Here is an 18549-nt window from a genome sequence, read left to right as displayed (position 1 = left end):
GGGTTTGCCCGCGATGAGGCCCTGACAGACGTCTCTTAACGCTCTGTCAACGCAAACTGCGTCAGGCAAAACGTCGGAATGCCCATGTCTTGCAGGCGTTGCGAGCCGCCCAGTTCCGGCAGGTCGATAATCGCCGCCGCCTCGAAAATCCTCGCGCCCATGCGCCGCACCAGATTGGCCGCCGCGATCAGGGTGCCGCCGGTGGCGATCAGGTCATCGAACATCAGCACCGAGTCGCCTTCGCACAGGCTGTCTGCGTGCACTTCAAGAAACGCTTCGCCGTATTCGGTCTGATAACCCTCGGCCAGCACGTCAGCCGGCAGCTTGCCCTGTTTGCGGAACAGAATCAGCGGTTTGTTCAGTTGGTAGGCGATGATCGAGCCGATCAGAAAGCCGCGTGCATCCATCGCGCCGATGTGGGTGAAATCGGCTTCGACATAACGCTGGGCAAAGCTGTCGGCGACCAGGCGCAGGGCGCGGGGCGATTGGAACAGCGGGGTGATGTCACGAAAGATAACCCCTGGCTTGGGGAAGTCGATGACAGGGCGGATCAGGGATTTGATGTCGAACGAATCGAAGGTCATCGTCGAAGAGTCCTGGGAGCGGAAAACGGACTCGAAGTATACCTGCGGCCTCGCCGATTGGCGCGGCCGCAAGCGGCTGGATCAACCTTCCAGGGAGCCGCCGGCCAGCGCGCACAGTTGGATCGGATCGAGGATATGCACTTCCTTGCCTTCAGCGGCAATCAGCTCGTTTTGCTGGAAGCGCGTGAACACGCGGGACACGGTTTCCACCGCCAGGCCCAGGTAGTTGCCGATTTCATTGCGCGACATGCTCAGGCGGAACTGATTGGCCGAGAACCCACGGGCACGGAAACGCGCCGACAGGTTGACCAGGAACGTAGCGATCCGCTCGTCGGCGGTTTTCTTCGACAGCAACAGCATCATCTGCTGGTCGTCGCGAATCTCGCGGCTCATCACACGCATCAATTGGCGACGCAGCTGCGGCAATTGCAGGGCCAGTTCATCCAGGCGTTCGAAGGGGATTTCGCACACCGATGTCGTCTCCAGCGCCTGGGCCGACACCGGGTGAATCTCGGTGTCCATGCCGGACAACCCGACCAGTTCGCTGGGCAGGTGGAACCCGGTGATCTGCTCTTCGCCGCTGTCGCTGAGGCTGAACGTCTTCAACGCGCCTGAACGCACTGCATAAACGGAATCGAATTTGTCGCCTTGGCGAAACAGAAACTCGCCCTTTTTCAGCGGGCGGCCGCGTTTAACGATTTCGTCCAGCGCTTCCATGTCTTCCAGATTCAACGAAAGTGGCAGGCAGAGGGGAGCCAGGCTGCAATCCTTGCAGTGAGCCTGGCTGTGAGCGCGCAGTTTGACTGGCTCGGACATTTCTTAAATCCTTGTGGGAAAACACACATAAGACGTAAGGGTAACGCACCGAGGGGGGATCAGACCAGCGTGTACAAAAAAGCGGCACGTGCATAAAGGTTTATGTATCGACGCCGATACATAGGTGAATCCCTATGAGCTGGAGCTCAGGTCATGTCGGTAATCCCTTTCAATAACCCTGTCATTACTACCAAGGCCCCGCAGGTTTTGACGGCCGCTGATGCGCTTGCGGGCAAGAAGGTCGATGACAAACCTGCGCCTCCACCCACGCCCGGCGAAGGTGTGGTGGTGAAGATATCCGGGGCAGGGCTCAAGGCTTCTCAAGCCGGTAGCAACCCCAACAAAGACATCGACGACAGCAATCTGAAAGACACCATCAAACAGATGCTGAAAATGATCCGCGAACTCAGGAAGCAGCTTGCCGAGAAGATGGCTCAGCTTTCAGCAGCCATGAATGATACGGCCCTGAGCCCGGAGGCACGCCAGGCGAAGGTCGCCGGTTTGCAGGGGGATATTGCTTCGATTCAGTCCGGGTTGATGACCGCCCAGGGGCAGCTGTCCAAATCGCTGAAAGATGAATCGCCTGAAGCTCAAATGGAAGCAATGACGCTGCTGTCCAAATAATTCACGCCTAGATCACCCGCGAGAATCGTTGCCTGTTCTGGTGCTCCAGGTAGGCATCGAACACCATGCACACCGAGCGCACCAGCAAGCGCCCGGCAGGCAATACGCGAATGCCCTGAGCATCAAGCTCGATCAGGCCATCGGCGGCCATCGTCTGCAGCTGCGGCCATAGCTCGTCGAAATAGCCGCGAAAATCGATGTTGAAGGCCTGTTCGATCTGCTCGAATTTCAGGCTGAAGGTGCAGATCAACTGCTGAATCACTTCGCGCCGCAACCGATCATCCGTAGTGCACACCAGGCCACGGCTGGTAGCCAGTTGCGCACCGGCCAGGGCGTTCTGGTAGTGGTTGAGGTCACTGCTGTTCTGGCAGTACAGGTCGCCGATCTGGCTGATCGCCGACACGCCCAGCCCGATCAGGTCGCAATGCCCGTGGGTGGTGTAGCCCTGAAAGTTACGCTGCAACGTGCCTTCTTCCTGGGCGACGGCCAGTTCGTCATCCGGCAGCGCGAAGTGGTCCATGCCGATGTAGCGATAGCCCGCGCGGGTCAACTGCTCGATGGTGGTTTGCAGCATCAGCAGTTTTTCCGCCGGGGAGGGCAGGTCGTCGGTGTTGATCCGCCGTTGCGGCATGAAACGCTCCGGCAAATGCGCGTAGTTGAACACCGACAGGCGATCCGGTTGCAGGCTGATCACTTCCTCCACCGTACGTGCGAAGTTGATCGGCGTTTGCTTGGGCAGCCCGTAGATCAAGTCGATATTGATCGAGCGAAACTGCAAGGTGCGCGCCGCATCGATCACGGCGCGGGTTTCTTCCAGGCTCTGCAGGCGGTTGACCGCACGCTGCACCTCGGGGTCGAGGTCTTGCAGGCCGATGCTCACACGGTTGAAACCCAGTTCACGCAGCAGGCCCATGGTCGCCCAGTCGGCTTCACGCGGGTCGATTTCAATGCCGTAGTCGCCAGAATCATCGTCGAGCAAATTGAAGTGCTGGCGCAGGCGTGCCATGACCTGGCGCAGTTCGTCGTGGCTCAGAAAGGTCGGTGTGCCGCCGCCGAAGTGCAACTGCTCGACCGGTTGTTTCGGGTCGAGGTGGCAGGCCACCAGCTGGATTTCCTGCTCCAGGCGTTGCAGGTAAGCCTGGGCGCGGCCACGGTCCTTGGTGATGACCTTGTTGCAGGCGCAGTAGTAGCAAATGTTCGCGCAGAACGGCACATGCACATACAGCGACAGGGGGCGCACGGCCTTGCGGCTGTCGCGCAGGGCGTGGAGCAGGTCGAAAGTGCCGACCTGGCTGTCGAATTGCACGGCGGTGGGGTAGGACGTGTAGCGCGGCCCCGCCAAGTCGTAGCGGTGAATCAGATCTGTGTCCCAACGAATGGCGTCGAGCATGCGGGCGGTCCCCCGGATTGGCTAGTGGGCCGAGTCTAGGGGCGCGCCGGGCAGGGCATGTTGATTTGCATCAACGGGGAGCGGCGCTATGCCACATGGCGATTTAATGGCCCATTAGCCAGTGTTGGTGCGGACCGGGCAAGGTCCACAGGCCAAATAGAATTACCAGCAAGCCTCCCGCCACACGCACGCTGCGTTTGCGCAGCACGGCTGTGACGCGTTCAGCGGCCAGCCCGGTCGCCAGCAACACCGGCCAGGTGCCGAGCCCGAACGCCAGCATCAGCAACGCACTGTCCGCCGCATTGCCCTGGCTCGCCGCCCACAGCAATGTGCTGTAGACCAGGCCGCACGGCAGCCAGCCCCACAGCGCGCCCAACAGCAACGCGCGGGGCAGGCTGGACACCGGCAGCAAACGGTTGGCGACGGGCTGTATATAGCGCCACAAGCCGCGACCTAGGCTTTCGATGCGCGTAAGGCCGCTCCACCAACCGGCCAGGTACAGGCCCATGCTGATCAGCAATAAACCGGCAAGCACACGCATGAACATCGCCGCCGGGCTGTTGGTCACCGCCCAGCCGGCCAGGCCGATCAGTAAGCCGGCGGCGGCATAGCTGAGGATGCGCCCCAGGTTGTACGCCAGCAGCAGGCGAAAGCGCCGGTAGCGTTGCTCTTTGGGGATCGCCAGGGTCAGTGCGCCCATCAGCCCGCCGCACATGCCCAGGCAATGGCCGCCGCCCAGCAGGCCAAGGATCAGCGCGGAGACCAGCAGCGGCGCCAGTTCAAGCATGGGGCGGATCTTTGGGCGGTTGCTCGGGCCCGTTGGCTTCGTCGACAGCCGCCAGGTGGTTCGGGTCCTGATCGTCAAACAGCACGCTGTGGGCCGGGCCGTCGAGGTCGTCGTACTGGCCGCTGTCCACCGCCCAGAAGAAGATGTAGATGGCGACGCCGACTAACAGCAGCGCCGCTGGAATCATCACGTATAGAGCTGGCATCTGCACTCCATGCCCACGCGGCTCAGGCCGGCAGCGGGCGGGTTACTAAGGGGGCACTTGCAGTCGGCGCGCTCGGCAGGCGAGTCAGGCGCAAGGCGTTGAGCACCACAGTCAACGAGCTGAGGGACATGCCGATCGCCGCCCAGATCGGCGTGATCCAGCCGAGCGCGGCAAACGGCAGCATAAGGCCATTGTACAGCCCGGCCCACAGCAGGTTTTCGAGGATTACCCGACGGGTGCGCCGCGCCAGGGTAAAGGCCTGCACCAGCGCGTCGAGACGATTGGACAACAGCACGGCATCGGCGCTGGTTTTCGCCAGGTCCGTGGCCGAGCCCATTGCCACACTGATATCGGCAGCGGCGAGCACTGGCACATCGTTGACGCCATCGCCAAGCATCAGCACCTTGCGGCCTTCCTTGTGCAATTGTTGCAGCACCTGCAGTTTGTCGTCGGGGCGCAGGCCGCCGTGGGCTTCGTCGATACCCAGTTCGCGGGCGACGCTGGCCACCATCGGCGAGCTGTCACCGGACAGCAGCAACGTGCGCCAACCGCGCGCTTTGCATGCCGCCAACAGGGCCGGCGCGTCGCTGCGCAGACGGTCATCCAGCACGAACCAGGCGAGTGCGCCGTCACGATCACCCAGCAGCAGCCACTGGCCCGCGTCGTCCGGCGAGGCGGGAGTTGGGCAACCGCTCAATTGGCAGACAAACCCCGGTTGGCCGATACGCAGTTGGCGCTCACCCACACGGCCTTCCAGGCCCAGGCCGGGGAAACTCAGGATTTCTTCGGCGGCCAGCGGCGCACGGCCAAAAGCCCGCGCAATCGGGTGTTCGGAGCGGTTTTCCAGGGCGGCGGCGAGGCCCAGGCAATCATCGCTGTTCAGCGCGCCCAAGGGATGGGTCGCACGTAACGCCAGGCGGCCTTCGGTGAGGGTGCCGGTCTTGTCGAAAATCACCGTGTCGATCTGGTTCAGGCCTTCCAGCACATGCCCGCGGGTCAGTAATAGCCCGAGTTTATGCAGCGTACCCGTGGCGGCGGTGAGGGCGGTTGGCGTGGCCAAAGAGAGCGCGCACGGGCAGGTCGCCACCAGCATCGCCAACACAATCCAGAACGCCCGCGAGGCGTCCAGTTCCCACCACAGCAGGCCGATCACCGCCGCGGCGATCAGCGAGCACAGCAGAAACCATTGCGCGGCACGGTCGGCGATTTGCGCCAGGCGCGGTTTTTCGGCCTGGGCACGCTCCAGCAGGCGCACGATGGCGGACAGGCGCGTGTCATGGCCCAGGGCGCGGACCTCAACGGTCAGCGCACCTTCGACGTTGAGTGTGCCGGCCGTCACCACATCGCCCAGGTAGCGTGGCTGCGGCAGGTATTCGCCGGTGAGCAGGGCTTCATCGATGCTTGACTGGCCGTCGAGGATGACGCCGTCTGCCGGCAGCACCGCGCCGGGGTGTACCAGCACGCGGTCACCCACGGCCAATTCGCTGAGCAGAATGCGTTCGCTCTGGCCGTCAGCTTTCAGGCGCAGGCACGAGGCGGGCAACAGGTTGACCAGTTGAGCGGTGGCGGCGGCCGTACGTTCCCGCGCTCGGCGCTCCAGGTAACGGCCGGCCAGCAGGAACAGCGCGAACATGCCCACCGCGTCGAAATACAGCTCGCCGACGCCGGTGATAGCGGTCCAGATGCCGGCCAGATACGCGCCGCCAATCGCCAGGGACACCGACACGTCCATCGTCAGGTGGCGCGTGCGCAGGTCGCGCAGCGCACCTTTGAAGAAGGGCGCGCAGCTGTAGAACACGATGGGCGTGGTCAGAAACATCGCCACCCAGCGCAGGATCACGTGCAGCTCCGGGCTCAGGTCGATATTGAATTCGGGCCAAGTGGCCATGGTCGCCATCATCGCCTGGAACCACAGCAACCCCGCCACCCCCAATTGGCGCAAGGCCAGACGGTTTTCTCCGGCCAACTGCTCGGCGGCGCGGTCAGCCTGATAAGGATGGGCGGCGTAGCCGATATGGCGCAGCTCACTGAGCAACTGGCTCAGCGGCAATTGCGCGTCGGCCCAGCGCACGTGCAGGCGGTGGTTGGACAGGTTCAGCCGCGCCTCGGCCACCGCAGGCAGGCTGCGCAGGTGTTTTTCGATCAGCCAGCCACAGGCCGCGCAACTGATGCCTTCCATCAACAAGGTGGTTTCGGCGAGATCACCGTCATGGCGCACAAAGGGTTTTTGCACGTCGGCGCGGTCGTACATGGCCAACTCGTCCACCAGTTGCACCGGCAGCGCCTCGGGGTTGGCCGAGGCATCGCTGCGGTGCTGGTAATAGCTTTCCAGCCCGCCGGCCACAATGGCTTCGGCCACCGCCTGACATCCCGGGCAGCACAGTTCGCGGCGCTCGCCGAGGATCACGGCGGTGAACCGGCTGCCGGACGGGACGGGCAGGGCGCAGTGGTAGCAGGGGGTTGGGGTGCTCATGGGTTTAGATCTTAGTCGGCGGGGAGGGCCTCATCGCGGGCAAGCCCGGCTCCCACAGCAATGGGGAGCCGGTTTGCCCGCGATGCGCGAAGCGCAGGCTTATTACTTCTTCAGGTCTTCAGCGCCCTGCAACGGCTCATCACCCAGCAGCAAGTCCTTGTCGTGGCTGACCTGTTCCTCTTCGAACAGGCGCCAGGTCCTGTCGCCCTCGACACCGAGCAATTCCACAAAGCGTCGGCCTTCGACCTTGTCGGTGACCTGGCCAATGTAGCGGCCCGGTTCACTGTCGCTGCGGGCCAGATTGATCTTGCGATCCTTCTCCGGCTGGGTCGGAGAAATCAGGTTCAGTTCCAGGGTGGTCGGGTTGCTGTTGCCGGTCAGGTGCAGGTCGACTTCACCGGTCAGTTCGTCCAGGTGCACCGCGGCGCGCAGTTGCAGGGTCTGGGCCAGCAGTTCGCGGTCCAGGGAACGGTTGATGCCTTTGCCGGCCTCGTAGTAGTTGTCGTTGACCAGGTTGTCCGGGTTCTTCACCGCAATGGTCACCATGGACAAGGTCAAGGTCACCGAACAGGTCAGGATTCCAATGATGATCCACGGCCAGAGGTGCTTGTACCAAGGGCTTGCGGCAGTAGCTGCGGGCATTGTCGTGCTCTCTTGTTAACGAACTTGTGGGCCGATGAAACGGCTCTTGGCTTCAATGTGGACGCTGTCGTCATCGGCATCCTTGAGGACGAATGTCACCTCGTTGGTGCTCGACGGCAGTTGCTCGGGTGCGCTCGACAACTCGACCGGCAGGCTGAGGATTTCCCCGGCCGCCACTTTGATCTCGCGTCGACCCTGCAGCTTGAGGTCCGGCAGGCCCGAGGCGTCGAGCACATAGGTGTGGTCGCGCTGGTCCTTGTTCATGATCTTCAGGCTGTAGACGTTTTCGATACGGCCTTCGGCATTTTCACGGAACAGCACACGGTCTTTGCTGACGTCGAAACCGACCAGCGAGCGCATAAAAAATGCACCGACCAACAGGCTGATCATTGCCAGCAATACCAGCGCGTAACCGATCAGGCGCGGGCGCAATTTATGGGTTTTCTGCCCCGACAGGTTGTGTTCGGTGGTGTAGCTGATCAGGCCGCGCGGGTACTCCATTTTGTCCATGATGTTGTCGCACGCGTCGATACACGCAGCGCAGCCGATGCACTCGATTTGCAGGCCGTCGCGGATATCGATACCGGTGGGGCACACCTGCACGCACATCGTGCAATCGATGCAGTCGCCCAGGCCCTGGGCCTTGTAGTCAGTGCCTTTTTTACGCGGGCCACGCACTTCGCCACGGCGTGGGTCGTAGGAAACGATCAGGGTGTCCTTGTCGAACATCACGCTTTGAAAACGCGCGTACGGGCACATATAGATGCACACCTGTTCGCGCAGCCAGCCGGCATTGCCATAGGTGGCCAGGGTGAAAAAACCAACCCAGAAATACGACCAGCCATCGGCCTGGCCGGTGAAGAAGTCGAACACCAGTTCGCGGATCGGCGAGAAGTAGCCAACGAACGTCATGCCGGTGACAAAGCCGATCAACAGCCACAGCGTGTGCTTGCTGAATTTGCGCAGGAACTTGTTGGCGCCCATCGGCGCCTTGTCGAGCTTGATGCGCTGGTTGCGGTCGCCTTCGGTGACCTTTTCACACCACATGAAGATCCAGGTCCACACGCTTTGCGGGCAGGTATAGCCACACCACACGCGGCCGGCGTACACGGTGATAAAGAACAGGCCAAAGGCGGCCACGATCAGAATGCCCGACAGCAGAATGAAATCCTGTGGCCAGAAGGTCGCGCCAAAAATGAAGAATTTACGCTCCGGCAGGTTCCACCAAACCGCCTGATGCCCGCCCCAGTTCAGCCACACGGTGCCGAAATACAGCAGGAACAAAACGGCGCCGCCCAGCATACGCAAGTTGCGGAACAAGCCGGTGAAGGCGCGGGTGTAGATTTTCTCTCGCGACGCATACAGGTCGACGGACTGACTGGCGTTTTTGGCAGGCGGGGTAACGTCATGTACCGGTATTTGGTTGCTCATCATTGCATCCCACGGCGGTGGAGATTTGCCTCGGCCAGTACGTGCCAACCGGGGTCAAAAATAGGCTGTTGCAGTGGCGTAATGATACGCCTGCGGCAGTGCTGCACGGGTGCGACCTTTGGTCGCGTTGGGGGAAATCAATTGATGGTGTAAGTGATCTGGATCAATTGACTTGTGAAGTATGGTCGGTTTTGGCTGTGTTGCAGCTTTGCAGGCAGTCGAATGCGCTCCAAATGTGCGAGGGGCTTGCCCCCGATTGCGGCATGACAGTTGATCAACTGTCACTGAGGCACCGCTATCGGGGCCAAGCCCCCTCCCACCGTTTGCTTTTGTGTCTTACTGCTCTTCAGCTGGCTTGTCGCCATGGGACAGGCTGTAAACATAGGCCGCCAGCAAGTGCACCTTGTCATTGCCTTGCAGCAACTCCTGCGCTGGCATCTGGCCCTGACGGCCATAACGAATGGTCTGCTGCAGCTGCGCGAAGCTCGAACCGTAGATGAATGCACCCGGGTGGGTCAGGTCCGGCGCGCCCATCGCGGGCGTGCCTTTACCGGCAGGGCCGTGGCAGGCCACGCAGTTGGCGGCGAAGAGTTTCGCGCCATTGGCCACATCGGCTTTGGCGCCTTCCGGCAGTTTGCGACCGTCGAGGTTGGTCACCACAAAGCCCGCCACGTCAGCCACGCCTTGCTCGCCAATGACTTCGGCCCAGGCCGGCATCACCGCGTGGCGGCCTTTCATGATGGTTTCCTTGATGGTCGCCGGCTCGCCGCCCCAGCGCCAATCGGCGTCGGTCAGGTTGGGAAAGCCATAGGCGCCCTTGGCGTCGGAACCGTGGCACACCGAGCAGTTGGAGGCGAACAGGCGGCCGCCCATCTTCAAGGCTTGCGGGTCCTTGGCAACCTCTTCAATCGGCATCGCGGCGAATTTGGCGAAGATCGGGCCGAATTTGGCCTCCGACCTGGCCATTTCCTTTTCCCATTCGTGCACGCCGGTCCAGCCGGTCTGGCCGTTGGCGAAGGGGGTTTGCTTGTCGTTGTCGAGGTAGTTGTAGCCCGGCAGCAGGCCTTTCCAATTGCCAAGGCCGGGGTACAACGCCAGGTAGCCGAGGGCGAAGATGATGGTGCCGACAAACAGCATGAACCACCACTTGGGCAGCGGGTTGTCGTATTCCTCGATGCCATCGAACGAGTGGCCGACGGTCTCGTCCGTCTGCTCGGTGCGCTGGCCCTTGCGGGTCGACAGCAGCAGCCAGGTCAGGGCGAAGATGGTACCCAGACTGAGGACTGTGACGTACAGACTCCAGAACGTAGTCATTCTTTGTTACTCCTAGACGCTTGCTCGACGTGCTTGATGGCTTCGGGGTCATCCGCAAAAGGCAACATGGTTGCGTCGTCAAACTCCGACTTGCGCCTGGGGCTGAACACCCACAGCGCCAGGCCGATAAAGGCCACCATCACCACAACGGTGCCCAGGCCACGAATCATCCCGATATCCATGCAGATCACCGTTTGCTTTTGATGATGGTGCCAAGGCCTTGCAGGTAGGCCACCAGTGCGTCCATTTCGGTCTTGCCCTTGACGGCTGCGGCTGCACCGGCGATGTCTTCATCGGTGTAGGGCACGCCCAGGGTGCGCAAGACTTCCATCTTCTTCGCGGTGTCCTTGCCGTCGAGCTTGTTTTCCACGAGGAACGGGTAGGCCGGCATTTTCGACTCCGGCACCACGTTGCGCGGGTTATACAAGTGCGCGCGGTGCCAGTCGTCCGAGTAACGTGCGCCGACGCGGGCCAGGTCCGGGCCGGTGCGCTTGGAACCCCACAGGAACGGGTGGTCCCACACGCTTTCACCGGCCACCGAGTAGTGACCGTAGCGTTCGGTTTCGGCGCGGAACGGGCGGATCATCTGCGAGTGGCAGCCCACGCAACCGTTGGCGATGTAGACGTCGCGGCCTTCCAGTTCAAGCGCGGTGCGCGGCTTCATGCCTTCGACCGGCTTGTTGGTCACGTCCTGGAAAAACAGCGGAACGATCTGGGTCAGGCCGCCGATACTCACGGCGATGACCATGAAGAAGGCCAGCAGGCCGATATTCTTCTCGACTACTTCATGCTTCATCAGTGAGCTCCCACAACGGCGATCTTGGCGGCGGCTTCAGCCTCTACAGGGTCGGAGGCACGCACGGTGCGCCAGACGTTGTAGGCCATCAACAGCATGCCGCTGGCAAAGAACGCACCGCCCAGGGCGCGGACGATATAGCCCGGATGGCTGGCTTGCAGCGCTTCGACGAAGGAGTAGGTGAGCGTGCCGTCATCGTTGATCGCACGCCACATCAGGCCCTGGGTGATGCCGTTGACCCACATCGAGGCGATGTAGAGCACGGTGCCGATGGTGGCCAGCCAGAAGTGCGCATTGATCAGCCCGACGCTGTGCATCTGCGCACGGCCGAACAGTTTGGGGATCATGTGATACAGCGCGCCGATGGAGATCATCGCCACCCAGCCCAACGCGCCGGCGTGGACGTGGCCGATGGTCCAGTCGGTGTAGTGGGACAGCGAGTTGACGGTCTTGATCGCCATCATCGGCCCTTCGAAGGTCGACATGCCGTAAAACGCCAGCGACACCACCAAAAAGCGCAGGATCGGGTCGGTGCGCAATTTATTCCAGGCGCCCGACAGGGTCATCATGCCGTTGATCATGCCGCCCCAGCTGGGGGCCAGCAGGATGATCGACATCGCCATGCCCAGCGACTGCGCCCAATCCGGCAGCGCGGTGTAGTGCAGGTGGTGCGGGCCGGCCCAGATGTACAGGGTGATCAGCGCCCAGAAGTGCACGATGGACAGGCGATACGAGTAGATCGGACGCTCGGCCTGTTTGGGCACGAAGTAATACATCATCCCCAGGAAGCCGGTGGTGAGAAAGAATCCCACCGCGTTGTGGCCGTACCACCACTGGATCATCGCGTCCGTCGCCCCGGCGTAGGCCGAGTAGGACTTGAACCAGCTCACCGGCAAGGACGCGTGGTTGACGATGTGCAGCATCGCCGTGACCAGGATGAAGGCACCGTAGAACCAGTTACCCACATAAATGTGCTTGGTCTTGCGCTTGACGATGGTGCCGAAGAACACCACGGCGTAGGTCACCCAGACGATGGCCAGCAAAATGGCGATCGGCCATTCCAGCTCGGCGTATTCCTTGGTGGTGGTGTAGCCCAGCGGCAGGGTGATGATGGCGCCGAGGATCACGGCTTGCCAGCCCCAGAAGGTGAAGGCGGCGAGGCCGTCGGAGATCAGTCGCGTCTGGCAGGTTCGCTGCACGACATAGTAGGAGGTGGCAAACAATGCACATCCGCCGAAGGCGAAAATCACCAGGTTGGTGTGCAGCGGGCGCAGGCGGCCGAAGGTCGTCCATGGCAAACCGAAATTCAATTCCGGCCAAACCAGTTGCGAGGCGATGAACACCCCGAGCCCCATGCCAAGGATCCCCCAGACCACCGTCATGATGGCGAACTGGCGGACTACCTTATAGTTATAAGCAGTCGGACTGATTGCTGTGCTCATTCTAAGGTTCCACGGTTTAGGTTTTTTTATAGTTGAAATCGGCCGCAAGTATGGACAAACCGAGGGGCCATTGCAACGCAATGGCTGACCTGTATCAATGCGTTCCGGGCCAGATTCTGCGCCCTTTCCATGTTTGGCGTAAGGACAAAATCAGAAATCGAAAGCTGATCGGGTGGACAGGAATTTTTTCAGGTCGCAACGGCAGTCGCCTGATACGCCAAAACCGGTCACTGTTGGGCAAGCGTAGACCCGAATGGCAGCAGGGGAAAGTTGGGGTGGGCAGGGGTGCGACACTTGGTCGCTGAGGGGGGCAGGGCTGCCGCCCCAGGTTGGGGCGGCAGTCTGCGGTTACTCGGTTGGGCTTTCTGGCGTTGCGCCATCAGCGTTATGGGACAAGCTGTACACATAGGCCGCGAGCAGGTGCACTTTGTCATTGCCTTGCAGCACGTCCTGCGCTGGCATCTGGCCCTGGCGGCCGTGGCGAATGGTCTGCTGCAGTTGCGCCAGGCTGGTGCCGTAGATGAAACCGGCAGGCTCGGTCAGGTTCGGCGCGCCCATGGCTTCCATGCCGTGGCCTTGTGGGCCGTGGCAGGCGACGCAGGTGGTATTGAAGGCGGCTTGACCGGCCGCCAGATCGGCGGTGCTGTCGGCGGGTAATGGCAGCTTGGCCAGGTCGTGACGCACAAAGGCGGCGACGTTCTTCACACCCTCTTCGCCCAATATTTCACCCCAGGCCGGCATTGCCGCGTGGCGACCATTCAGGATGGTCGTCTTGATCGCTTCCGCCGAACCGCCCCAGCGCCAGAGGTTGTCCGCCAGGTTCGGGAAGCCATACGCGCCCTTGGCATCCGAGCCGTGGCACACCGCGCAGTTGGAGGCAAAGAGGCGGCCGCCCATTTTCAGCGCTTGTGGGTCCTTGGCGACTTCTTCCACCGGCATGGCCGCGAATTTGGCGAAGATCGGCCCGAACCTGGCGTCGGCCTTGGCCATTTCCTTGTCCCATTCCTTGGTCTGGGTCCAGCCGTCTTCATAGCCCGGTAACACGCCTTTCCAGTTACCCAGGCCTGGGTAGAGGATCAGGTAACCGACCGCAAACACCAGGGTGCCGGCGAACAGCATGAACCACCACTGCGGCAGCGGGTTGTCGTATTCCTCGATGCCATCGAAGGCGTGGCCCATGGTCTGGTCGACGCTGCCCTTGGTTTCGCCCTTGCGGGTGCCGATCAATAGCCAGGTCAGGCCGATCAGGCTGCCGAGGGTCAATACGCAGATCCATGTACTCCAGAAGGTCGTCATGGGCGAGTGCTCCTTGTTGCAGGCTCTTCTTGAGCGTCGGATGGAGTAGGTTCATCGGCAAACGGCAGCAGGCGGGCCTGCTCGAATTCCGCGTTGCGCCGGTTGTTGAACACCCACAGCGACAGGCCGATAAAAGCGATGGCGACCACCAGCGTGCCAAGGCCGCGGATGGTGCCCGCGTCGAATTCAAATCCCATGGCTCACCTCTTGCTCTTGATGGCAGTGCCGAGCACTTGCAGGTACGCAACCAGCGCGTCCATTTCGGTCTTGCCCTTGAGGCTGGCGACGGCGCCACTGATGTCGTCGTTGGTGTACGGCACGCCGAGGGTGCGCATCACTTTCAACTTGGTTTCGGTGTGGCTGCTGTCGACCGGCGCGGTGACCAGCCATGGGTAGGCCGGCATTTTCGACTCCGGCACCACGTTGCGCGGGTTGTACAGGTGCGCGCGGTGCCAGTCGTCCGAGTAGCGCGCGCCGACGCGGGCCAGGTCTGGCCCGGTGCGCTTGGAGCCCCACAGGAACGGGTGGTCCCACACGCTTTCGCCCGCCACCGAGTAGTGGCCGTAACGTTCGGTTTCGGCACGGAACGGGCGGATCATCTGCGAGTGGCACTGCACGCAGCCTTCGCGGATGTAAATGTCGCGGCCTTCCAGTTGCAGCGCGGTGTAGGGCTTCATGCCTTCGACCGGCTTGTTGGTCACGTCCTGGAAGAACAGCGGGACGATCTGGGTCAGGCCGCCGATGCTCACGGCCAGCACCATCAGCAGCATCAGCAGGCCGACGTTCTTTTCAATCGTTTCGTGTTTCATCACTGACTCCTCAGGCCATTTGCGCGACAGGGGCGGCTTCGGCAGGTTGCGCCGAGCGCACGGTGCGCCACGTGTTGTAAGCCATCAGGAACATGCCGCTGAGGAACACTGCACCGCCCACCAGTCGCACGATGTAGCCAGGGTGACTGGCCACCAGGGTTTCGACGAAGGAGTAGGTCAAGGTGCCGTCTTCGTTGACCGCACGCCACATCAGGCCCTGGGCGATGCCGTTGACCCACATCGAGGCGATGTAGAGCACGGTGCCGATGGTGGCCAGCCAGAAGTGCGCGTTGATCAGGCCGAGGCTGTACATCTGCTCGCGGCCGAACACTTTGGGGATCATGTGGTACAGCGCGCCGATGGAAATCATCGCCACCCAGCCCAGCGCGCCGGCGTGTACGTGGCCGATGGTCCAGTCGGTGTAGTGGGAGAGGGCGTTGACCGTCTTGATGGCCATCATCGGCCCTTCGAAGGTCGACATGCCGTAGAACGCCAGCGACACCACCAAAAAGCGCAGGATCGGGTCGCTGCGCAACTTATGCCAGGCGCCCGACAGCGTCATCATGCCGTTGATCATGCCGCCCCAGCTCGGGGCCAGCAGTACCAGCGACATCACCATGCCCAGTGACTGCGCCCAGTCCGGCAGCGCGGTGTAGTGCAAGTGGTGCGGGCCGGCCCAGATGTACAGGGTGATCAGTGCCCAGAAGTGCACGATGGACAAGCGATACGAATACACCGGGCGCTCGGCTTGCTTGGGCACGAAGTAATACATCATCCCGAGGAAACCGGCGGTGAGGAAAAAGCCTACCGCGTTGTGCCCATACCACCACTGCACCATGGCATCCGTCGCACCGCCGTAGAGGGAGTAGGACTTGGTCAGGCTGACCGGGATTTCCAGGTTGTTGACGATGTGCAGGATGGCCACGGTGATGATGAACGCGCCGAAGAACCAGTTGCCGACGTAGATGTGCTTGGTGTTGCGCTTCATGATCGTGCCGAAGAACACGATCGCGTAGGCCACCCAGACGATGGTGATCAGAATGTCGATCGGCCATTCCAGCTCGGCGTATTCCTTGGAGCTGGTGTAGCCCAGCGGCAAGCTGATCGCGGCCAATAGAATTACGAGCTGCCAGCCCCAGAAGCAGAACGCGGCGATTTTCGGCGCGAACAGCTGTGTCTGGCAGGTGCGCTGCACCGAGTAGAAGGAGCTGGCGAACAGCGCGCAGCCGCCGAAGGCAAAGATCACCGCGTTGGTGTGCAGCGGGCGCAAGCGGCCGAAGCTGGTCCAGGGCAAATCGAAGTTGAGTGCAGGCCAAACCAATTGGGCGGCGAGAAAAACCCCGAGCCCCATGCCGACGATGCCCCACACCACCGTCATAATGGTGAATTGGCGGACCACCTTGTAGTTATAGGCGGTACTTAAAGTAGTGTTCATGGTTCCCCATCCACGGTTCAACCCAAGCCAATGCGGCACTTGGGCTGGAGTTATAGGCAGACTAAAAAGCGAGGCAAGCATGGGCAAAGAGCACAAGGCCAGTATTGACGGGGATCAATGGGCGCAGTGTGTGCGCGAGCACGGCTGGTTGTGGGATGCGGCGACAGGCACCAGCGCGCGTGCGCCGGTGACGCTGATCCTGGCCCACGGTGCCGGTGCGCCCATGGACTCGGGGTTTATGAACGACATGGCTGCACGCCTTGCCGGGCATGGCGTGAACGTGTTGCGCTTTGAATTCCCCTACATGGCCCAACGCCGCCTGGACGGCGGCAAACGTCCGCCGAATCCGGCGCCGAAACTATTGCAAGCCTGGCGCGAGGTGTATGCCGAGGTGCGACGCCATGTCGCTGGCAAACTGGCCGTTGGCGGCAAGTCCATGGGCGGCCGGATGGCCAGTTTGCTGGCGGATGAATTGGCTGCAGACGGGTTGGTGTGCCTGGGTTATCCGTTTTATGCGGTGGGCAAACCGGAGAAACCACGCACTGAGCATCTGGCCGGTCTGAAGACGCCGACGTTGATTGTGCAGGGTGAGCGCGATGCGCTGGGCAATCGGGCGGCGGTGCAGGCGTATGCGTTGTCGCCGAGCATCGAAGTGATGTGGCTGGTGGCGGGGGATCATGATTTGAAGCCGTTGAAGGCTTCGGGGTTTAGCCATGAGCAGCATTTGGAGGCTGCGGCGGTGAAGGTCTCCGAGTTTCTCGGCGGCCTTTAGGGCCTCATCGCAGGCAAGCCAGCTCCCACATTTGAATGTATTCACAAATAGAAATGTGTGAACCCAATCCAATGTGGGAGCGGGCTTGCCCGCGATAGCGGTTTACCGGTTAAAACGCTCCACCAGCGAATACTGGGTATTCGCCGTATGCGTCAGCTCTTCACTCAACTGCGCCGAGTTCATCGCCTGCTCCGAGGTCTGATCCGCCAACAGCGCAATCGTGCTGATATTGCGGCTGATCTCTTCGGCCACGGCGCTTTGCTCTTCGGTGGCGGCGGCAATCTGCGTGGTCATGTCGGTGATGTTGGCCACCGCTTCACTGATGCCCACCAGCGCCTGATCCGCCTCCATCACGCGCGCCACACCTTCTTCGGCCTGGCGATGCCCGGCGTCCATGGTTTGCACGGCGGCAGCGGCGGTCTGCTGCAGTTTGGCGATCAGGGCGTGGATCTGCCCGGTGGACTCGGCGGTACGCTGCGCCAGTTGACGCACTTCGTCAGCCACCACTGCAAAGCCACGGCCCATTTCGCCGGCACGGGCCGCTTCGATGGCGGCGTTCAATGCCAGCAGGTTGGTCTGGTCGGCGATGCCTTTGATCACGTCCACCACGCCGCCGATTTCATCACTGTCTTTGGCCAGCTGGGTGACGGTTACACCGGTTTCACCCACGGCGACCGACAGGCGCTGGATCGCTTCGCGGGTTTCCCCGGCGATGTCGCGACCGCGACCGGTCAGGCGGTTAGCTTCCTGGGTAGCGTCCGCCGTGCGCTGCACGTGGCTGGCCACTTCCTGGGTCGTTGCTGCCATCTGGTTGACGGCGGTGGCGACCTGCTCGGTTTCCACGCGCTGGCGTTCCAGGCCGCTGGAGCTGTTGTGCGCCAGGGTGTTGGACTGCGCCGCCTGGTCGTTGAGGTGCTCGGCCGTATCTTGCAAGCGAGTAAGGCACGTTTTCAGACGCGCTTCCTGGCTGAGAATCGACATCTCCAGCCGCGCTTGTGCGCCACGGCTGTCGGTGTACATCTGCGCGATCAGCGGGTCGGACGTGGTCTGCTCCGCCAGGCGCAGCAAACGCTTGAGGCCGCGCTGCTGCCAGCTCAGGCCCAGCAGGCCCAGCGGCACCGACAGCCCCGCCGCCAGGGCAAAGCCCCAGTGGGAGTTGAGCGACGCACCGATCATGAAGCTGAGCTGGCTGATCAGGATAAATGGCAGCCAGTCTTGCAGCACCGGCAACCATTTGTCGCGCTGAGGCACGGCCGACTTGCCCTGGTTGATGCGTTGATAGAGCGCTTCGGCGCGGCGAATCTGCTCGGCGGTGGGCTTGATGCGCACCGATTCGTAGCCGACCACCTGGTTGCCATCGAAAACCGGCGTTACATAGGCGTTAACCCAGTAGTGATCGCCGGTCTTGCAGCGGTTCTTGACGATGCCCATCCATGGCAAGCCTTGTTTGAGCGTGGACCACATGTGCGCGAACACGGCCGACGGCACATCCGGGTGACGCACCAGGTTGTGCGGGGCACGGATCAACTCGTCACGGGTGAACCCACTGATTTCGACGAAGGCGTCGTTGCAGTAGGTGATCACACCTTTGGCGTCTGTGGTGGAGATCAACCGTTGCTGAGCGGGGAAGGTACGTTCGCGCTGTGTAACGGGTTGGTTATTACGCATGATTGTTCAATCCGCAAGGCTTTGATGGGTTGTCGGCCGTTGCAGGCATTTATTTAACTTATTTT

At 61.7% G+C, this 18549-nt stretch carries 19 protein-coding genes; 2 read left to right on the top strand and 17 right to left on the bottom strand.

Going from position 1 to position 18549, the window contains the following annotated elements; genetic code table 11:
* Positions 1-35 precede the first annotated feature (35 nt).
* Positions 36-584, bottom strand: coding sequence for an adenine phosphoribosyltransferase (locus AB5I78_RS21390; RefSeq protein WP_145159059.1), 549 nt, complete (start codon positions 582-584; stop codon positions 36-38).
* Positions 585-665: 81 nt separating this feature from the next.
* Positions 666-1400 (bottom strand): fumarate/nitrate reduction transcriptional regulator Fnr, encoded by a 735-nt coding sequence (fnr, locus tag AB5I78_RS21385; RefSeq protein WP_106576340.1) that lies wholly within the window; start codon positions 1398-1400, stop codon positions 666-668.
* A gap of 153 nt (positions 1401-1553) precedes the next feature.
* Between fnr and AB5I78_RS21380 the strand changes: the two genes are divergently transcribed.
* Positions 1554-2024 (top strand): hypothetical protein, encoded by a 471-nt coding sequence (locus AB5I78_RS21380; protein ID WP_369301335.1) that lies wholly within the window; start codon positions 1554-1556, stop codon positions 2022-2024.
* Between the two features lie 7 nt (positions 2025-2031).
* On the opposite strand, the gene hemN is transcribed toward AB5I78_RS21380, so the two are convergent.
* From hemN to ccoN (AB5I78_RS21310), 14 genes are all read right to left on the bottom strand, one after another.
* A complete protein-coding gene (gene hemN, locus AB5I78_RS21375) occupies positions 2032-3414 on the bottom strand; it encodes an oxygen-independent coproporphyrinogen III oxidase (protein WP_369301334.1) in 1383 nt (460 codons plus the stop codon).
* A gap of 103 nt (positions 3415-3517) precedes the next feature.
* Positions 3518-4201: a sulfite exporter TauE/SafE family protein gene (locus tag AB5I78_RS21370; protein ID WP_369301333.1), complete on the bottom strand. Its 684-nt coding sequence runs from the start codon at positions 4199-4201 to the stop codon at positions 3518-3520.
* The gene (gene ccoS / locus AB5I78_RS21365) at positions 4194-4406 is read right to left on the bottom strand and encodes a cbb3-type cytochrome oxidase assembly protein CcoS (RefSeq protein ID WP_017735332.1); all 213 of its coding nucleotides are present in this window, start codon (positions 4404-4406) and stop codon (positions 4194-4196) included. Before ccoS ends, AB5I78_RS21370 begins: the two co-directional genes overlap by 8 nt.
* Before the next feature lie 22 nt (positions 4407-4428).
* On the bottom strand, positions 4429-6879 hold the full coding sequence (locus AB5I78_RS21360; protein ID WP_369301332.1) for a heavy metal translocating P-type ATPase: 2451 nt from the start codon (positions 6877-6879) through the stop codon (positions 4429-4431).
* 102 nt (positions 6880-6981) lie between these two features.
* Positions 6982-7521 carry a FixH family protein gene (locus AB5I78_RS21355; protein WP_106576345.1) on the bottom strand — a complete coding sequence of 180 codons (540 nt, stop codon included), beginning with the start codon at positions 7519-7521 and terminating at the stop codon, positions 6982-6984.
* Between the two features lie 15 nt (positions 7522-7536).
* Positions 7537-8952: a cytochrome c oxidase accessory protein CcoG gene (gene ccoG / locus AB5I78_RS21350; protein WP_369301331.1), complete on the bottom strand. Its 1416-nt coding sequence runs from the start codon at positions 8950-8952 to the stop codon at positions 7537-7539.
* Positions 8953-9288: 336 nt separating this feature from the next.
* Positions 9289-10266, bottom strand: a complete 978-nt coding sequence (gene ccoP / locus AB5I78_RS21345; RefSeq protein ID WP_242195823.1) for a cytochrome-c oxidase, cbb3-type subunit III — start codon at positions 10264-10266, stop codon at positions 9289-9291.
* Positions 10263-10448 (bottom strand): CcoQ/FixQ family Cbb3-type cytochrome c oxidase assembly chaperone, encoded by a 186-nt coding sequence (locus AB5I78_RS21340; protein WP_003193169.1) that lies wholly within the window; start codon positions 10446-10448, stop codon positions 10263-10265. Before AB5I78_RS21340 ends, ccoP (AB5I78_RS21345) begins: the two co-directional genes overlap by 4 nt.
* Positions 10449-10453: 5 nt before the next feature.
* Complete coding sequence (ccoO, locus tag AB5I78_RS21335) at positions 10454-11062, bottom strand: cytochrome-c oxidase, cbb3-type subunit II (protein ID WP_078738505.1); 609 nt, start codon at positions 11060-11062, stop codon at positions 10454-10456.
* Entirely contained in the window at positions 11062-12504 is a 1443-nt protein-coding gene (gene ccoN / locus AB5I78_RS21330; RefSeq protein WP_369301329.1) for a cytochrome-c oxidase, cbb3-type subunit I, read from the bottom strand. Before ccoN (AB5I78_RS21330) ends, ccoO (AB5I78_RS21335) begins: the two co-directional genes overlap by 1 nt.
* A 348-nt stretch (positions 12505-12852) precedes the next feature.
* The gene (ccoP, locus tag AB5I78_RS21325) at positions 12853-13800 is read right to left on the bottom strand and encodes a cytochrome-c oxidase, cbb3-type subunit III (protein ID WP_369301327.1); all 948 of its coding nucleotides are present in this window, start codon (positions 13798-13800) and stop codon (positions 12853-12855) included.
* Positions 13797-13997, bottom strand: a complete 201-nt coding sequence (locus tag AB5I78_RS21320; protein ID WP_106576350.1) for a cbb3-type cytochrome c oxidase subunit 3 — start codon at positions 13995-13997, stop codon at positions 13797-13799. Before AB5I78_RS21320 ends, ccoP (AB5I78_RS21325) begins: the two co-directional genes overlap by 4 nt.
* A gap of 3 nt (positions 13998-14000) precedes the next feature.
* Positions 14001-14609 (bottom strand): cytochrome-c oxidase, cbb3-type subunit II, encoded by a 609-nt coding sequence (ccoO, locus tag AB5I78_RS21315; RefSeq protein WP_369301325.1) that lies wholly within the window; start codon positions 14607-14609, stop codon positions 14001-14003.
* Between the two features lie 10 nt (positions 14610-14619).
* A complete protein-coding gene (gene ccoN / locus AB5I78_RS21310; protein WP_242195813.1) occupies positions 14620-16044 on the bottom strand; it encodes a cytochrome-c oxidase, cbb3-type subunit I in 1425 nt (474 codons plus the stop codon).
* Between the two features lie 79 nt (positions 16045-16123).
* Here ccoN (AB5I78_RS21310) and AB5I78_RS21305 point away from each other — a divergent pair, with 79 nt between their 5' ends.
* The gene (locus AB5I78_RS21305) at positions 16124-16816 is read left to right on the top strand and encodes an alpha/beta family hydrolase (protein ID WP_369301324.1); all 693 of its coding nucleotides are present in this window, start codon (positions 16124-16126) and stop codon (positions 16814-16816) included.
* Positions 16817-16918: 102 nt separating this feature from the next.
* Here the strand turns inward: AB5I78_RS21305 and AB5I78_RS21300 are convergent, their stop codons facing one another.
* Positions 16919-18484: a methyl-accepting chemotaxis protein gene (locus AB5I78_RS21300; RefSeq protein WP_369301323.1), complete on the bottom strand. Its 1566-nt coding sequence runs from the start codon at positions 18482-18484 to the stop codon at positions 16919-16921.
* Positions 18485-18549: the final 65 nt, after the last annotated feature.

Source organism: Pseudomonas sp. N2-3-1-14 (assembly GCF_041228395.1).
In the GTDB taxonomy this organism is placed as follows: Bacteria; Pseudomonadota; Gammaproteobacteria; order Pseudomonadales; family Pseudomonadaceae; genus Aquipseudomonas.
This window is presented reverse-complemented; position numbering and strand designations above follow the sequence as displayed.

What these genes read in the sequence shown, in the direction of transcription:
- AB5I78_RS21305 (WP_369301324.1), top strand. Translation starts at nt 16,124, where the DNA reads ATGGGCAAAGAGCACAAGGCCAGTATTGACGGGGATCAATGGGCGCAG.
- ccoO (WP_369301325.1), bottom strand. Translation starts at nt 14,609, where the DNA reads ATGAAACACGAAACGATTGAAAAGAACGTCGGCCTGCTGATGCTGCTG.
- fnr (WP_106576340.1), bottom strand. Translation starts at nt 1,400, where the DNA reads ATGTCCGAGCCAGTCAAACTGCGCGCTCACAGCCAGGCTCACTGCAAG.
- AB5I78_RS21300 (WP_369301323.1), bottom strand. Translation starts at nt 18,484, where the DNA reads ATGCGTAATAACCAACCCGTTACACAGCGCGAACGTACCTTCCCCGCT.
- ccoN (WP_369301329.1), bottom strand. Translation starts at nt 12,504, where the DNA reads ATGAGCACAGCAATCAGTCCGACTGCTTATAACTATAAGGTAGTCCGC.
- hemN (WP_369301334.1), bottom strand. Translation starts at nt 3,414, where the DNA reads ATGCTCGACGCCATTCGTTGGGACACAGATCTGATTCACCGCTACGAC.
- ccoS (WP_017735332.1), bottom strand. Translation starts at nt 4,406, where the DNA reads ATGCCAGCTCTATACGTGATGATTCCAGCGGCGCTGCTGTTAGTCGGC.
- ccoN (WP_242195813.1), bottom strand. Translation starts at nt 16,044, where the DNA reads ATGAACACTACTTTAAGTACCGCCTATAACTACAAGGTGGTCCGCCAA.
- ccoP (WP_242195823.1), bottom strand. Translation starts at nt 10,266, where the DNA reads ATGACTACGTTCTGGAGTCTGTACGTCACAGTCCTCAGTCTGGGTACC.
- ccoO (WP_078738505.1), bottom strand. Translation starts at nt 11,062, where the DNA reads ATGAAGCATGAAGTAGTCGAGAAGAATATCGGCCTGCTGGCCTTCTTC.
- AB5I78_RS21360 (WP_369301332.1), bottom strand. Translation starts at nt 6,879, where the DNA reads ATGAGCACCCCAACCCCCTGCTACCACTGCGCCCTGCCCGTCCCGTCC.
- AB5I78_RS21380 (WP_369301335.1), top strand. Translation starts at nt 1,554, where the DNA reads ATGTCGGTAATCCCTTTCAATAACCCTGTCATTACTACCAAGGCCCCG.
- AB5I78_RS21355 (WP_106576345.1), bottom strand. Translation starts at nt 7,521, where the DNA reads ATGCCCGCAGCTACTGCCGCAAGCCCTTGGTACAAGCACCTCTGGCCG.
- AB5I78_RS21390 (WP_145159059.1), bottom strand. Translation starts at nt 584, where the DNA reads ATGACCTTCGATTCGTTCGACATCAAATCCCTGATCCGCCCTGTCATC.
- ccoP (WP_369301327.1), bottom strand. Translation starts at nt 13,800, where the DNA reads ATGACGACCTTCTGGAGTACATGGATCTGCGTATTGACCCTCGGCAGC.
- AB5I78_RS21340 (WP_003193169.1), bottom strand. Translation starts at nt 10,448, where the DNA reads ATGGATATCGGGATGATTCGTGGCCTGGGCACCGTTGTGGTGATGGTG.
- AB5I78_RS21370 (WP_369301333.1), bottom strand. Translation starts at nt 4,201, where the DNA reads ATGCTTGAACTGGCGCCGCTGCTGGTCTCCGCGCTGATCCTTGGCCTG.
- AB5I78_RS21320 (WP_106576350.1), bottom strand. Translation starts at nt 13,997, where the DNA reads ATGGGATTTGAATTCGACGCGGGCACCATCCGCGGCCTTGGCACGCTG.
- ccoG (WP_369301331.1), bottom strand. Translation starts at nt 8,952, where the DNA reads ATGAGCAACCAAATACCGGTACATGACGTTACCCCGCCTGCCAAAAAC.